This window comes from Butyrivibrio sp. AC2005 (assembly GCF_000424145.1).
Classification (GTDB): Bacteria; Bacillota; Clostridia; order Lachnospirales; family Lachnospiraceae; genus Butyrivibrio.
This window is the reverse complement of the sequence record NZ_KE384138.1, coordinates 26,464-42,737: the sequence shown is the minus strand read 5'-3', so window position 1 is coordinate 42,737 and position 16,274 is coordinate 26,464. Positions and strand designations below refer to the sequence as shown.

Here is a 16,274-nt window from a genome sequence, read left to right as displayed (position 1 = left end):
TAGCATCAGAATAATAACAACTATCTGAATGACAACAGTTGAATTATTTTGTTACAGAATATGATAAAATTAAGGGGACATGGAATGTTGATTCCTAATCTATGCCTTCCCCCTATGGGGGAAGGTGTCAGCGAAGCTGACGGATGAGGGGCATCATCCAGGTCCCTATTTTATTTAAGGAGGCCATTTTTATGGGAAGAATTTTTCTGATAGTTTTAGACAGCTTTGGCGTAGGCGAGGAGCCTGATGCAGCTGAGTATGGTGACTTTGACGTAAACACCATAAGATCCTGCACTACCAGCAAGTATTTTGATATGCCTAATATGGGTGCTATGGGACTTTTTAATATAGATGGAGTTGATTGCAGACCTGCAGTTGAGAATCCGACAGGTGCGTACGCAAGATGCCAGGAGGCAAGTAAGGATAAGGATACGACAACAGGCCACTGGGAGATTGCAGGCATTGTTTCACCAAAGCCCATGCCCAAATTCCCTGACGGTTTTCCTAAGGAATTTCTTGATGAATTCAGCAAGAGGGTAGGTCGCGGCGTAATCTGCAACAAGCCGTATTCCGGCACACAGGTAATCAATGATTACGGTGACGAGCACATGAAAACCGGGGATCTTATCGTTTACACCTCTGCAGACAGTGTATTCCAGATTGCAGCACATGAAGACCTCGTTCCTACTGAAAAACTCTACGAATACTGCAGAATCGCAAGAGAAATGCTCCAGGGGGATCTTGGGGTTGGACGTGTAATCGCCAGACCTTTTGTTGGTACCAGTGGCAACTACACCAGAACAGCTCACAGACACGATTTTTCCCTTGAACCGCCTAAGACTACAATGCTTGATCAGCTCAAGGCAGCCGGTAAGGATGTTCTCGGCGTTGGTAAGATTCGTGATATCTTCGAAGGAAAAGGACTTACTGAGTTCGTATTTTCAGAGAGCAATGCAGATGGAATCGAGAAGACGCTTGCATACATGGACAGAGATTTTGACGGACTCTGTTTTGTGAACCTTGTTGACTTTGATATGCTCTACGGACACAGAAGAGATATCGATGGCTATGCCAAGGCACTTAACTACTTTGATTCCAAGCTCCCTGAGATGGTGGCAAAGCTCCGCGATGATGATATTATCATGATGACAGCAGACCATGGCTGTGATCCTGCGTACCAGAAGACAACCGATCACACGAGAGAATATATTCCTTTTGTGATGTATGGTAAAAATGTGGAGCCCAAGAATCATGGAACCAGAAGTACTTTTGCTGATATTGGGGCAACCGTTCTTGATTACTTCAACATAAAGCCTGAATTTGACGGGACATCAATGCTTCATTAACAGAATTTGTTGACTTTACGCGCACTCTTTCATAAAATAGAAAGAGTGCGTTTTTGTGCGTGCAGATTTGTTTTGTTTTAAGTTTAGAAAGGTTAAGTAATGAGTAATAACCATACAACAGAAGAGATAAATAAGAGACGTACCTTTGCAATCATATCCCATCCCGATGCAGGTAAGACTACACTTACTGAGAAGTTCCTTCTTTATGGTGGAGCTATCAACCTCGCGGGGTCGGTTAAGGGTAAAGCGACAGCAAGACATGCTGTTTCTGACTGGATGGAAATTGAGAAACAGCGTGGTATTTCGGTTACATCATCAGTTCTTCAGTTTAATTTTGAGGACTGCTGTATCAATATTCTTGATACACCCGGACACCAGGACTTCTCAGAGGATACATACAGAACACTTATGGCTGCAGATTCAGCGGTCATGGTTATAGATGCAAGTAAGGGTGTTGAGCCTCAGACCAAGAAGCTTTTCAAGGTCTGCACAATGAGACATATACCGATCTTTACCTTCATTAACAAGCTTGATAGAGACGCGATGGATACCTATGAACTTCTTGATGATATTGAAGATCACCTTGGAATAGCTACATGTCCCATGAATCTTCCTATTGGCTCAGGTAAGAACTTCAAGGGGATTTATGACAGAAGTGAGAAGCATGTTGTAACCTTCCAGGATACAATGAAGGGTACTAAGGAAGGTACAGAGACCATAATCCCCATGGATGACAGGGATCAGCTGGTATCCACAATCGGCGAGGAAGCGCTTGAGAATCTTGAGGGTGAGATCGAGCTTATGGATGGAGCAGGTGCTGAGTTTAATCTTGATGAAGTAAGAGCCGGTAAGCTTACTCCTGTATTCTTTGGTTCTGCACTTCAGAATTTCGGTGTTGAGCTTTTCCTTCATAACTTCCTTCAGATGGCTACTCCTCCAAGTGGCAGAACAGATTCTGAGGGTGAGATTATTGATCCTAAGGATCATGAGTTTACTGCCTTTGTTTTCAAAATCCAGGCTAACATGAACAAGGCTCACAGAGATAGAGTTGCTTTCATGAGAATCTGCTCAGGACGCTATGATGCAGACAAGGAAGTTAAGCATGTTCAGTCAGGAAAGGTGTTCAGACTTTCACAGCCTCAGCAGCTTATGGCAGATGAACGTAAGATATTAAGCGAAGCTTATGCAGGTGATATAATGGGTGTATTCGATCCCGGTATTTTCTCAATCGGTGATACGGTATGTATGCCCAAGGATACTGTGAAGTACGAGGGAATACCGACCTTCGCGCCTGAACATTTTGCAAGAGTAAGACAGGTTGACACCATGAAGCGTAAGCAGTTTGTCAAAGGTATTGAGCAGATTGCGCAGGAAGGTGCAATTCAGATTTTCCAGGAATTTAATATGGGTATGGAGGAAATCATCGTCGGAGTTGTCGGTGTCCTCCAGTTTGATGTTTTGAAATTCAGACTTGAAAATGAATATAATGTCGAAATTATTCTGGATATGTTACCATATGAGTATATACGCTGGGTTGACAATGAAGATGTAGACATGAATTCACTGGTAGGAACTTCGGATATGAAGAAGATTAAGGATATGAACGGAAGACCACTCCTTATCTTCATAAATGAGTGGAGCCCTCAGATGGTTCTTGACAGAAACAAGGGACTTTCTCTTAGTGAATTCAGAAAGAACTAAAGTTATGATGAAAGACAGATGTTTTAAAAACTTAATAGGGAAAGCATCTGTCTTTTTTGCATTTTTATGCATGAGCACGATACTTGCCGGCTGTAGTAAGGTTAATGATTCCCTTTCCGAATTCCTTCAGGCTAATAATCTGATGAATGACGGGGACAGAATCGGTCAGGGAAAAAATGTTAAGGATGGTGCAGAAACAGCTATTTCCCAGCCTTCTGATAACAGCGGTGATAAGGAAAATAATATTATAGAGTCTGCAAAAGCAGATTCTGATACATCCGCATCAGATGATAAGACTTCTACGGAAAATGGTACTGAAACTGACAGTGAGGCATCAGACAATTCCGGTAGTCCCGCCTTTGATCCCGATAAGGTTAACAAGGCGATAGACGATCTCATTGAGCAGATTGAAATAGAGACAGGCCGTACCGGAAGACATAAGGACGTGGAAGAAACTGAGGAAGAAACAGGAAAAGAATCCACAACCTATTTTAGTGATTCTTATCAGGAGACTCAGCGCGAATCTATCGGATTATCACCTGTGGATATCGATGAAATAAAGAAAACACAGGAAGGTAATTATGCATACGAGCACCTTACAAATGATGGTAAGACGCTGTATGTTGAAATCTATCAGATTATAAAAAACCGCGCAGAGGATATAGTTGTTTCAACACTTGATGAGGACACTCTTGATGTGGTATGTCAGTTTGTGCTGGCAGATCACCCTGAATTTTTCTATATGGATGGCTATACCTATACAAGGTATACGATAGCCGGAGTCCTAAAGAAAATTTCCTTTACAGGTAACTATATTTACAGCGCAGAAGAAATCGCAGCAAGACAGGAAAAGATAGATGCATATGTTGATACCTGCCTCGCCGGAGTTCCTAATGATTCAGATACCTATTCAAAGGTTAAGTACATCTACGACTATCTCATTACCAATACAGAATATGATGCCCAGGCACCAGATAACCAGAATATCTGCTCTGTATTCATATTCGGCAGCTCTGTATGTCAGGGCTATGCAAAGGCAACACAATACCTTTTAAATAAGCTGGGAATTCCAACGACTCTTATCACAGGAAAAGTCGCAGGCGTAGGTCATGCCTGGAACCTGGTACTTGTTGATGGAGAATATACCTATGTAGACACTACCTGGGGGGATTCTTCCTATCAGAAATTTGAGGCGGGTGGAGAGAGCGCGCAGAAGATGCCTCTGATTAACTATACCTACCTCTGCTGCACAACTCAGGATATAAGCAAGACACACACCATCTCTGAGACACTTCCGGTTCCTGACTGCACCTCTATGAGAAACAACTACTACGTACGTGAGGGCGAGTACTTTACTGAAAATGACTACAACGCCCTCGGTGAACTTTTTACCAGAAGATACGCTGACGGCAGTAACAACGTCACTATCAAATGCAGTACCCGTGCGGTTTATGATGAGTTTATCAACAACCTGATAACTAATCAGAAAGTCTTCGGTTATATGGAGGGTTCCAACAACACGGTTTCATATACCACATTTGATGAGCAATACATCCTTATAATCTGGCTATATTGAATTAAGTGAATATTTTTTGATATATAAGCGGCTTGATGAGACAGTTCTAAGGTTTCTGTGGTATAGTGTGCGAAATTTACAGTTCTCGGACGAGGAGATGATTTTCAAAATTTAATAAAAACGAGTGCCGATTGTTTCGAATAACATGAGATGAGGCACTCGTTTTTTTATAATTTTAGAAAATCACGACGCAGACGTAAACGTAAATCTCGCACACTATACCGCAGAAATCTTAGAACGTCCTATTAACAAAAAAATGATAAAATGTTAACAATATTCATTGAACATAATTGATTGCGGTGATAAAATGATTGTAGTTTTGTAAAAAACAAGGAGGAAATGGTATGTTAAATTTTACAAATTTTATGACCGGATTATTAGGGGGATTTGGGAAGGTGGTAGTAGCGCTGCTGGTTTTGCTTGTAGCCTATATCGCCGCATCAATTGCTAAGTCGCTTATCATTAAGCTTCTTACACACACAAAGCTTGGCTTTATCGTGTCAAGAGCTGATGGTCCGAGACCCGGAGTAACAATCACTTACATCAGTAAGCTCGTTTACTTCCTGGTATTTATGCTTTTCATTCCGCAGATTTTTGGGGCACTCGGAATTGATAGCATTTCTGGTCCTATAATGGGACTCTTAAACACAGTTTGGGGATACGTTCCCAGCATCCTTGCCGCAGTAATTGTTATCTTTGTCGGCAACATCATTGCAACAACAGTTCGTGCACTTCTTGCACCTCTTTTTGCACAGCTCAAGCTTGATGAGCTTCAGGCAAAGGCAGGTATGGAAGTAAAGGACAATGCTAAGCTTTCATATACACTTGCTTACATCGTATATGTACTTATCATGATTCCTGTATTCATCGTAGCACTCAATGTCCTTAAGATTGATGCTATAACAGCACCTGCTGTAAACATGCTTTCAGTAGTTATCGAGTACATTCCTCGTATTGTTATCGCATGCCTTGTAGTATTTGTCGGATATCTTATCGGCAGATTTGCCGGTCAGATCGTAACACAGCTCCTTGCTTCAACAGGTGTTGATAAGAAGCTCACAGATGCTACAGAGGGTAAGACAGAGAAGTTTGTACTTTCAAAGGTTACAGGTACAGTTGTACAGGTTGTTATCAACATCATCTTTATCGCACAGGGCTTTGCTGTAGTTGACCTTAAGGTTCTTACAGATATCGGCTCTGCTATTATCGGCTACATGCCTAAGGTTCTTGCTGCTGTTATCGTTCTTACACTTACTTACTTTGCTGCAATCCTTGCAGAGAAGGCACTTAAGAAGAACGGCATGGATGGCTATGCTATGGTTTCAAAGGTAGTTATCTTCGTAGTTGGAATCATCATGGTTCTTAACCAGCTTGGTATTGCTACTACAATCGTAAACTCTGCATTCATCATCATCATTGCAGCTCTTGCAGTAGCATTTGCAATCTCTTTCGGTATCGGTGGAAAGGCTTTCGCAGCAAAGCAGCTTGACAAGTTTGACAAGTACATCGATGAGAACAAGAAGAATAAGTAATATAAAGATTTTAACTGAATAATAGAAATATGAGATTAAGGCGGAGGGCATACATAAAAAGTTGCCCTCCGTTTTCATATCCTGTATAATTATAAGGATTTCAGTATGAAAGGAACGTGATTATTATGGAAAAGGAAGTACAGAATAATACACTTATTAAATCTAAGGGAATTGCATCAGTTAAGATTGCTGATGATGTGGTATCCAAGATTGCCGCACTTGCTGCACTTGAGGTTGACGGTGTGAGTGCAATGGCAGGCAATTATACAAGCGAGAATATAGAGAAGGCCAGCCCTAAGAATATTTTGAAGAGCTCCAAGATTTTTGTAAACGAAGGTAAGGTTCGTGTGGATATGTCAATTCTTATGAACTACAGCTACAATATCCCTGCTACAAGCAAGCTTGTACAGGACAGAGTAAAGAGTTCAATTGAGAGCATGACAGGACTTGATGTTACAGACGTCAATGTTCGTATCGCAGGAATCACAATGCCTGAATAAATACACATAGAGGATATTATGAAAAGATCAGAATTAAGAGAACAGGTTTTTCAGTTACTTTTCCGTGTTGAATTCAACACAAAAGAGGAGATGAGAGAACAGGAAGACCTTTTTATAGAAACAAACGATATAGAGATGAGCGAGTCTGACGTTAATTTTGTTAAGTCTCGTTATGAAAGCATTGCTGACAAGCTTCCGGAGATTGATAAGCTTATTAATGAAGTTACCACCGGTTGGGATACCGGACGTATCGGTAAGGTAGAGCTTGCAATCCTCAGACTTGCGGTCTATGAGATTAAATTTGATGAGTCTATTCCTACAGGAGTAGCAATTAACGAGGCGGTTGAACTGTCTAAGAAATTTGGTCAGGACGGCGCATCCTCCTTTGTGAACGGAGTGCTGGCTAAATTTGCGTAACGTATATACAGTTGAGCAGATAAATTCTTATATTAAAAATATGTTCAGGCAGGATTTCCTTCTTTCATCCCTTACGGTGAAGGGAGAAATCAGTAACTGCAAATATCATTCCTCCGGTCACATCTACTTTACGCTTAAAGATGCGTCCGGAGCGATTTCTTGTGTGATGTTTCGCGGCCAGGCTGCTTCCGGATTGAAATTCAGGATGCAGGAAGGACAGCAGGTTCAGGTCACCGGATCGATTGATGTTTATGAACGCGATGGTAAGTACCAACTCTATGCAGCAAAGGTTGAACTGGACGGAGCAGGTGCTTTATTTGAGCGTTTTGAGAAATTAAAAAAAGAACTCGCTGAACGCGGAATGTTTTCACAGGAATACAAACAGGAGATTCCAAGACATATAAAAAGTCTGGGGGTTGTAACTGCACCTACAGGCGCTGCGGTTCGCGACATAATAAATATTTCAACAAGAAGAAACCCATACGTACAGATTTATCTGTATCCTGCAATTGTTCAGGGGGATCAGGCCAAGGACAGTATTGTACGGGGAATAGAAACGCTTACCCGGATGAATGTGGACGTGATCATCGTCGGGCGAGGCGGAGGCTCCATAGAGGATTTATGGGCTTTTAATGAGGAAGAGGTGGCAGAGGCTATTTTCAATTGCCCTATTCCGATCATATCTGCGGTTGGACATGAGACAGACTGGACTATAGCGGACTTTGTTGCAGACCTCCGGGCACCTACTCCATCGGCGGCAGCAGAGCTTGCTGTATATGAGATAGATCTTTTACTTCAGGATATTGATGCCTACAGGGATATTCTTGTAAGGCGCATGAATGAAAAGATAGAGCGACTGCGGGATAAGGCTGCCAGCGATAAGCGGCTCCTTGAGCATTTGTCACCGGAAGCGAAGATCAGAGATCAGAGGATGCGGGCTGCCCAGAGCACAGAGAAGCTTGAGCGGCTGATGACTGACATATTAAGAGAAAAAAGACACCTACTGGCTGTAGATATAGAAAGACTTAAGGCGCTTAGCCCTCTTGATAAGCTTCAGTCAGGCTTTTCATATATATCTGATGAAAATGGTAAAAACGTAAGAAGCATAGAAGGAGTAAACGCCGGCGACAGGCTTGAAATAAATGTCAGGGACGGCGTAATTGATGCAGAAGTCATAAGTACGGCTGCGAGACATTATAGTTAAAGTATTTACTATATATTGTCAGGGAATAATATTAAATAGAGTTAGGGAATAATATTAAATAGAGTTAGGCAATAATATTATATAGCGCGAAGAAAACATATATTTTTAAGCCTTCCCCCTTCTAGGGGGAAGGTGGCGCGAAGCGCCGGATGAGGGTCACATGACAAAGAAAAACGACGAAAAAGAATTAACCATCGAAGAAGCCTTTGGCGAAGTAGATGAGAAAATAAAAGCACTCGAAAAAAGCGACGTATCATTGGAGGATTCATTTAAACTTTTTAAAGAGGGAATGGATCTCTTAAAGTACTGCAATGATTCAATAGATAAGGTAGAGAAGAAGGTTCAGAAGGTTATGTCAGACGGACAGACGGAGGATTTCGAATAATGCCTGAATTTGTGAGTTTGCTTGATGATAAGGCAGCAGAAGCAGAGGCTGTCATAAAAAAATATCTCCCTGCGGAAGAGGGATATCAAAAGAAAGTAATTGAAGCCATGAATTACAGTGTCATGGCCGGAGGAAAGAGAATCAGGCCTGTTCTCATGATGGAGATGTACAGACTTGCCGGCGGCAAAAATTTGCAGCTTGTTGAGCCTTTCGTGGCTGCTATCGAGATGATTCACACCTATTCACTGGTGCATGATGATCTTCCTGCGATGGATAACGATGAGTACAGACGAGGCAGGAAGACCACACATGTTGTTTATGGGCCCGGAATGGCAACTCTTGCCGGAGACGGACTTTTGAACTATGCCTATGAGACTGCGCTTAAGGTGTTCTATTGCAAAGATGAACTGACACCTTTTGATGGAGATATAAGCGACAGAAGGGCCAAGGCACTTGAGATACTTACAAGAAAAGCCGGAATATACGGTATGGTAGGCGGACAATGCGCTGATATAGAGGCAGAGGGCAAGGCAGAAGCTACCGAAGAGGAACTTATTTTTATACATGAAAATAAGACAGCTGCCATGCTTGAAAGCAGTATGATGATTGGAGCAATCCTGGCCGGAGCTGATAAGGATACCTTGGACAATATAGAGCAGGCAGCAAGAAAAATCGGCGTTGCTTTTCAGATTCAGGATGATGTCCTTGACATAACAGGAGATGAGGCAGCGCTTGGTAAACCGATAGGCTCTGATGAGAAGAATGAAAAGACTACCTATGTAACACTTCACGGACTTGAGGATTCAAAGGCAGAGGTAAAGAAGCTTTCAGATGAAGCTATAGAGATTCTTTCAAAGTTTGAAGGTGCGGATGCATTTTTGATTCCTCTTGTAACATGGATGATTTCGAGAAATAAGTAATGTTTTTAGAGGGAAAAGAATATATCAGATAATCTGACATTATGAGGACGGACATGTTAATTGATAATATCAATAAGCCAAATGATATAAAGAAAATACCTACAGCGAAGCTCCCGGAATTAGCTCAGGAGATAAGGGATTTTCTGATTGAAAAAATAAGTGTTACAGGCGGACATCTTGCATCAAACTTAGGTGCGGTGGAACTTACCATGGCGCTTCATCTTGAGCTTGATATGCCAAAGGACAAAATCATATGGGATGTTGGCCATCAGTCCTACACTCATAAGCTCCTTACGGGCCGTAAGGCTGGTTTTGATAACTTAAGAAAATTCGGTGGAATGAGCGGCTTCCCTAAGAGATCTGAGTCTGACTGTGACTGCTTTGATACGGGACACAGCTCAACCAGCCTGTCAGCAGGACTTGGAATGGTGAGGGCGAGACAGCTGTCCGATGAAAAGTACACCGTTGTTTCCGTTATCGGTGATGGTTCGCTTACCGGCGGCCTTGCATATGAAGCACTTAACAATGCAGCTAAGCTGGATACGAACTTTATTATGGTTCTTAATGACAATGAAATGTCCATTTCTGAGAATGTAGGTGGAATGGCAAAATATCTTAATGTTGTAAGAACCAATGAGGGATACCTGAATTTAAGAGATGATATTTACAACTCACTTAAGAATTCAAGCCCTAAGATGGTAAAGGGAATCAGACGAGCTAAGAACAGCTTTAAACAGCTTTTTGTTCCCGGAATGGTATTTGAAAACCTTGGTATTACTTATCTTGGACCTATTGATGGTCACAATATTTCAGCGCTGAGGGCAGCCATTCGCGAGGCTAAGAAGGTTCGTAAGGCTGTTATGATACACGTGGTTACCAAAAAGGGTAAAGGTTTTGAGCCTGCTGAGAGACACCCCGCGCGATTCCATGGAACGGAGCCTTTTCTTATTGAAAACGGAATTCCGAGGAATCCAAGAACCACAGCAAATTATCAGGATATTTTCAGCACAGTAATGTGTAAAATCGGTGAAAGAGAGCCCAAGGCTGTTGCTATCACAGCGGCTATGTCCGATGGAACAGGCCTTAAGAGATTCAGAAATATGTATCCTAAGAGATTCTTTGATGCTGGAATAGCAGAGGAGCATGCGGTAACCTTTGCAGCCGGACTTGCGGTTGGTGGTTATCATCCTATATTTGCGGTCTACAGCTCATTTTTACAGAGAGCATACGATCAGGTTCTTGAGGACGTGTGTCTTCAGAATTTGCCTGTCACTTTTGCTATCGACAGAGCAGGACTTGTTGGAAGTGACGGTGAGACACATCAGGGAATATTTGATCTGTCATACCTTTCAAGCATGCCTAATATGCATATCATGGCGCCCAAGAATAAGTGGGAATTGTCAGATATGCTTAAGTTTGCAATTCAGTTTGACGGACCTACTGCTATCCGTTATCCAAGAGGAAATGCCTATGACGGATTAAGCGAATTCAGGGCACCTGTGGAGATGGGGAAGGCAGAACCTATCTACAAGGAGAGAGACATAGTACTCTTTGCTGTAGGCAGTATGGTAAAAACAGCAGAAAAGGTCAGAGAGATACTTATAGCTAAGGACTATAACTGCTCACTTACGAATGCAAGATTTGTTAAGCCTATTGATGAGGACTATATCAGAGAGGCTGCCAAGAAGCACAAGCTCATAGTGACAATGGAGGAGAATGTTGCTCCAGGCGGTTTTGGTGATCAGGTAAGACGCTTTATCTGCGATGAAGAGATTGACCTGGTGCAGCTTTGTATAGCTCTTCCCGATGAATTTGTAACTCATGGCTCCTGCGACCAGCTCTATAAAGAGCTTGGAGTTGACGCTGAGTCTGTTGCAAAAAAGGTTATTAGAAAATACGAGGAATTAACAGTAAATGGCTAAGGAAAGACTGGATGTTATTCTGGTTTCCAGAGGACTTGCTCCTTCACGTGAGAAGGCTAAGGCTGTCATAATGGCAGGGGATGTCTTTGTAAACGGACAGAGAGAGGATAAGCCCGGGACATCCTTTGATGAATCAAAAATTACATCACTTGAAGTTAAGGGGGATCAACTCCCTTATGTCAGCAGAGGGGGACTTAAGCTTGAAAAAGCAATGAAGAGTTTTGAGCTTACCCTTGATGGCTTCGTGTGTATGGACATAGGAGCTTCCACCGGAGGCTTCACAGACTGTATGCTTCAGAACGGAGCATCAAAGGTCTACTCCGTCGATGTGGGACATGGGCAGCTCGCATGGAAGCTGAGGTCAGATGAGAGAGTTGTCTGCATGGAAAAGACAAATTTCAGATATCTGACAAGAGAAGATATCGATGATGATCTTGATTTTGCTTCGGTTGATGTTTCCTTTATATCACTTACCAAAATACTGATTCCCGCAAGAAAGCTACTTAAAGATGGTGGTGAGATGGTATGTCTCATTAAACCTCAGTTTGAAGCAGGCAGGGAAAAGGTAGGAAAAAAAGGTGTCGTAAGAGAACCGGAAACCCATGAAGAGGTTATCAGAAAAGTAATCGATTTTGCTGATATAATCGGTTTTAAGGTTTTGAATCTTGATTTTTCACCGGTAAGGGGACCGGAAGGAAATATTGAGTATCTGCTTTATATACATAAGGATGAAAGCAGAAACACAGAGGTTAGTGAGATAAATGAGGGAACAGGCCTTCATATGCTCGCTGATGTAACTGATGCAGGTAACGGTAAGTCTTCAGATTCGGAGATGCAGAAGTTGATTGAGGAGACGGTGAAAAGAGCGCACGGGGAGTTGTAAAAACTATGAAACGGTTTTTCATATTCACGAACAAGAGTAAAGATCCAGAGATGAAGGAAACTGCCAGAATTCGTTCATATCTTGAGGCACATGGAGCAATCTGTGAAGTCGCTGAGATGGAAAGAGCGGTTGATGCCAGTGGCAATAGAGAGTATTTGTGTACGGTACCTGAAGAATCGGAATGCTGCATAGTTCTTGGCGGTGATGGAACCATGCTTCAGGCATCGAGAAATGTTCTTGAAAAAAACATACCGCTTATCGGAGTTAATCTAGGAACGCTCGGCTATATGACCGAGGTGGAGTTATCTGAAGCCGAGAGCGCAATGGATAAACTCCTGAATGATGAATATGAAATAGAAGACCGTATGATGCTTCAGGGGGTTCTGTGTCAGGGAGAAGAAAAGGGCGTTACAAATTACGCTCTTAATGACATCGTTATCGCAAGATGCTCGTCTATTCAGGTTTTCAGTTTTAACGTTTATGTAAATGATATGCCGCTTACAAGCTATCAGGCGGATGGAATAATCCTTTCATCACCCACAGGCTCTACGGCTTACAATATGTCTGCAGGCGGACCCATAGTTGATCCTAAGGCTCAGATATTACTTCTTACGCCAATATGCTCTCATAATGCTAACAGTAGAACCATCTTATTATCTGAAAAGGATAAAGTTACAATAGAGATTGGTGAGGGCAGAGGAGGCTGTATTCAGAAACTTGAAGCATCCTTTGATGGCGGGAAACGGATAATCATGGAGAGCGGTGACCGGATAGAAATATCCCGTGCTGAGCCTGTGACCAGAATACTGAAACTAAGCAGTGAGAGCTTTTTAAATATTTTAAGGAAAAAACTCGTATGAAGAAAAAAAGACAGAGCAAGCTTATAGAAATTATCCAGAATAATGTTATCGAGACTCAGGAGCAGATAGCTGATATGTTAAATGCTGCAGGGTTTAAGGTGACACAGGCGACTGTTTCAAGAGATATAAGAGAGCTTCGCCTTACAAAGAGAGCAACACCTGATGGAAGACATAAATATGTTTATCTTCAGGATAATGCATCTATGAATGATAAATATGCGGATGTTCTTAGAGCAGGATTTATCAGTATGGATAGTGCGCAGAATATTCTTGTTATACGCACGGTATCCGGAATGGCAATGGCTGTTGCGGCAGCAATTGACGCGCTTGAATTTGAAGATGTTGTCGGATGCATTGCAGGTGATGACACCATCATGGCAGCAATACGTACAACTACAGATGTTCAGAAGGTTATAAATGAACTGAATGATATCATTCAGTAAAAGAAAGCTCGGAATAGGATTATTTCCGAGGTGTAGCTATTATCAAATGGATAAACATAAAAATGAACCTGTTCAAGTAAGCTTGAAGGATTTATTTTTATGCTTATCCGCTTGATTTTACAGGATAAGCGTTTTCCTTAGTATGCCCGAAGAAGCACGAAAGGAAAGAGGTAAAAATGTTATACAGTCTACATGTGAAAAACCTGGCGCTCATAAATGAGCAGGAGGTTGAATTCAGAAATGGTCTAAACATTATGAGTGGTGAGACCGGCGCCGGAAAATCAGTAATAATCGGAAGTGTTAATCTGGCACTTGGTGCAAAAGCAGATAGTGGGATGATACGTACAGGTGCAGAATATGCACTTATTGAGCTGACCTTTGGCATAACAAATGAAGCACAGCTTAAAAGCCTGAAGGAGCTTGATATTCCGGTTGATGAGGATGGAACCCTTATTCTCCAGAGAAAGATTATGGAGGGCAGAAGTGTCTGTAAAGCAAACGGGGAAACCGTTAGTGCAAGACAATTGCGGGATCTTTCCAACATTCTGATAAATATTCATGGTCAGAATGATAATCAGGAGCTTTTACACAAAAAGAAACATCTTGAGATTCTTGATAATTATTCCGGCGAGGAACTTGAAAAACTAAAAGAAAAATGTGCCGATTCCTACAGAAAATGGAAGGAAGTACTAAAAAGCCTTGAGGAAACAAACCTTGATGAGCGTGAAAGAGAGAGACAAAAGGATCTTGCAAGCTTTGAGTTTGATGAGATAAATGAGGCTGATCCCCGACCGGGAGAGGATGAAGAACTGGAGACAAAGTATAAGAGAATGGTCAACTCCAGGAAAATTGCGGAGGCAGCAGGCATAGCTGCTGAAGTTACCGGTGCAGGTGAATCAAATGATAGTGCAGCCGATGCTATAGGTAGAGCAGTCAGAGAGCTTTCTTCTGTAAGCAGCTATGATGATAAGGCGGAGGAGCTTCTGGAGCAGCTTTCTGATATCGATAATTTGTTATCGGATTTTAGACATGCTATTTCATCTTATATAGATGAGCTTGAGTTCGATCCGGAGGATTTTCAGCTTACAGAGGACAGACTTAACATCATCAATCATCTTAAGGATAAGTACGGCGGTAGTATTGAAGCAGTACTTGAATACAGGGATGAAAAGGAAAGAGAGCTAAACAAACTTGAAGACCTTGGTGCTTACAGGGAAAAACTCCTTTCAGATGAAAAAAAGCTGCATGAGGAGATTCTCTCTGTATGCAGAAGTATATCAGAGCTTCGAAAAAAGAATGCCGATGCACTTTCAGTGCTTTTAAAGAAGGCACTTGAGGATCTTAATTTTATTGATGTCAGATTTGAAATTGAAGTAAGACCTGATGAAAAAAAAATATCCACGGGCGGTTTTGATGATGTCGAATTTATGATATCAACCAATCCCGGTGAGAAGATAAGACCTCTTGATCAGGTTGCAAGCGGCGGTGAGCTTTCAAGAATAATGCTTGCAATAAAGACTGTTGTTGCTGAGAAGGATGACATTGATACACTTATTTTCGATGAAATTGATGCCGGTATCAGCGGACAGACAGCGTGGAAGGTTTCCGAAAAACTTGGCCTTCTTGCAAGAGGACATCAGATAATCTGCATAACTCACCTTCCCCAGATTGCAGCAATGGCAGACAATCACTATGAGATCGCAAAGGGAACTCAGGATGAAAACGGCCAGGAGAGAACTGTGACCCGGATTCACAGACTTTCTGATGACGACAGAGTATCAGAACTTGCACGAATGCTCGGTGGAGCTCAGATTACAGATTCCACACTCGAGAACGCAAGAGAAATGATGCATCAGGCCGATGCAGTTAAAAGTGCTATATGAAGGTGCCCAAAGGGCGGATGAGGGTTTAAAATGACACTAGACTACGACGACTTACTTAACAGCATAATGGCAAGCCTTGACAGAACCAAGCAGGTAGAAGTCAGCGAAATACCCAACATTGACCTCTACATGGACCAGCTCCTTACCTTCATGGAAGAGAGCCTCAGGAAGTCTGCAAGACACCCAGGAGTTGACAAAATCCTTACAAAGACCATGATCAACAACTATGCAAAGAATGATCTTTTGCCGCCTCCCATAAAGAAAAAATACTCAAAGGACCATATTATTCTTTTGATTTTTATCTATTATTATAAGAATATTTTGTCCTTCAGTGATATACAGACTCTCTTTGACCCTCTGTATAAGAGATTTGGCAAAGATGATGCAGATATAAATTTAAGGGATATCTATACCACAATTTACGATGAGCAGGAAGAGATCGTAGCTACACTAAAAAAGGACATTCAGAGAAAGTTTAAGGTCGCGCAGGAATCCTTTCCCGATGCAAAGGGCGAGGATAAGAATGAACTTCAGATGCTGAATTTTGTCTCTCTGCTCGCATATGATGTTTTCATGAAGATGCTTCTTATCGAAAACATAATTGATCATATCGATGAGGAGCGAAATCCCGGACAGCAAGGGAAGGATTCAAAAAAGAGAAAGAAATAAAGAATTCAACTTAAGAGAAAGAAATAAAGAATT

Annotated in this window: 15 protein-coding genes; all 15 read left to right on the top strand. The window is 41.9% G+C overall.

Translation table 11 applies throughout. From position 1 onward, the window contains the following. Positions 1-191: 191 nt before the first annotated feature. On the top strand, positions 192-1,346 hold the full coding sequence (locus G602_RS0120215; protein WP_026660636.1) for a phosphopentomutase: 1,155 nt from the start codon (positions 192-194) through the stop codon (positions 1,344-1,346). Between the two features lie 99 nt (positions 1,347-1,445). Continuing rightward, positions 1,446-3,047 (top strand): peptide chain release factor 3, encoded by a 1,602-nt coding sequence (locus G602_RS0120210; RefSeq protein WP_026660635.1) that lies wholly within the window; start codon positions 1,446-1,448, stop codon positions 3,045-3,047. 4 nt (positions 3,048-3,051) lie between these two features. Then, the gene (locus G602_RS29405; protein WP_207638181.1) at positions 3,052-4,623 is read left to right on the top strand and encodes a transglutaminase domain-containing protein; all 1,572 of its coding nucleotides are present in this window, start codon (positions 3,052-3,054) and stop codon (positions 4,621-4,623) included. Between the two features lie 344 nt (positions 4,624-4,967). Then, the gene (locus G602_RS0120200) at positions 4,968-6,155 is read left to right on the top strand and encodes a mechanosensitive ion channel (RefSeq protein ID WP_026660634.1); all 1,188 of its coding nucleotides are present in this window, start codon (positions 4,968-4,970) and stop codon (positions 6,153-6,155) included. A 125-nt stretch (positions 6,156-6,280) separates the two neighbouring features. After that, the gene (locus G602_RS0120195; RefSeq protein ID WP_026660633.1) at positions 6,281-6,655 is read left to right on the top strand and encodes an Asp23/Gls24 family envelope stress response protein; all 375 of its coding nucleotides are present in this window, start codon (positions 6,281-6,283) and stop codon (positions 6,653-6,655) included. Between the two features lie 18 nt (positions 6,656-6,673). After that, positions 6,674-7,072: a transcription antitermination factor NusB gene (nusB, locus tag G602_RS0120190; RefSeq protein ID WP_026660632.1), complete on the top strand. Its 399-nt coding sequence runs from the start codon at positions 6,674-6,676 to the stop codon at positions 7,070-7,072. Continuing rightward, positions 7,065-8,276 (top strand): exodeoxyribonuclease VII large subunit, encoded by a 1,212-nt coding sequence (gene xseA, locus G602_RS0120185; RefSeq protein WP_026660631.1) that lies wholly within the window; start codon positions 7,065-7,067, stop codon positions 8,274-8,276. Before nusB ends, xseA begins: the two co-directional genes overlap by 8 nt. A gap of 160 nt (positions 8,277-8,436) precedes the next feature. After that, positions 8,437-8,661 carry an exodeoxyribonuclease VII small subunit gene (gene xseB / locus G602_RS0120180; protein WP_026660630.1) on the top strand — a complete coding sequence of 75 codons (225 nt, stop codon included), beginning with the start codon at positions 8,437-8,439 and terminating at the stop codon, positions 8,659-8,661. Beyond that, a complete protein-coding gene (locus G602_RS0120175) occupies positions 8,661-9,581 on the top strand; it encodes a polyprenyl synthetase family protein (protein WP_026660628.1) in 921 nt (306 codons plus the stop codon). Before xseB ends, G602_RS0120175 begins: the two co-directional genes overlap by 1 nt. 53 nt (positions 9,582-9,634) lie before the next feature. After that, positions 9,635-11,503: a 1-deoxy-D-xylulose-5-phosphate synthase gene (dxs, locus tag G602_RS0120170; protein ID WP_026660627.1), complete on the top strand. Its 1,869-nt coding sequence runs from the start codon at positions 9,635-9,637 to the stop codon at positions 11,501-11,503. Next, on the top strand, positions 11,496-12,386 hold the full coding sequence (locus G602_RS0120165) for a TlyA family RNA methyltransferase (RefSeq protein ID WP_026660626.1): 891 nt from the start codon (positions 11,496-11,498) through the stop codon (positions 12,384-12,386). The genes dxs and G602_RS0120165 overlap by 8 nt, the downstream gene beginning before the upstream one ends. A 5-nt stretch (positions 12,387-12,391) precedes the next feature. After that, complete coding sequence (locus G602_RS0120160; protein WP_026660625.1) at positions 12,392-13,246, top strand: NAD(+)/NADH kinase; 855 nt, start codon at positions 12,392-12,394, stop codon at positions 13,244-13,246. Beyond that, entirely contained in the window at positions 13,243-13,689 is a 447-nt protein-coding gene (gene argR / locus G602_RS0120155) for an arginine repressor (RefSeq protein ID WP_026660624.1), read from the top strand. The genes G602_RS0120160 and argR overlap by 4 nt, the downstream gene beginning before the upstream one ends. Before the next feature lie 176 nt (positions 13,690-13,865). Next, the gene (gene recN / locus G602_RS0120150; RefSeq protein ID WP_026660622.1) at positions 13,866-15,572 is read left to right on the top strand and encodes a DNA repair protein RecN; all 1,707 of its coding nucleotides are present in this window, start codon (positions 13,866-13,868) and stop codon (positions 15,570-15,572) included. A gap of 30 nt (positions 15,573-15,602) precedes the next feature. Then, on the top strand, positions 15,603-16,241 hold the full coding sequence (locus G602_RS0120145) for a DUF1836 domain-containing protein (protein ID WP_026660621.1): 639 nt from the start codon (positions 15,603-15,605) through the stop codon (positions 16,239-16,241). The last annotated feature ends 33 nt before the right edge of the window (positions 16,242-16,274 follow it).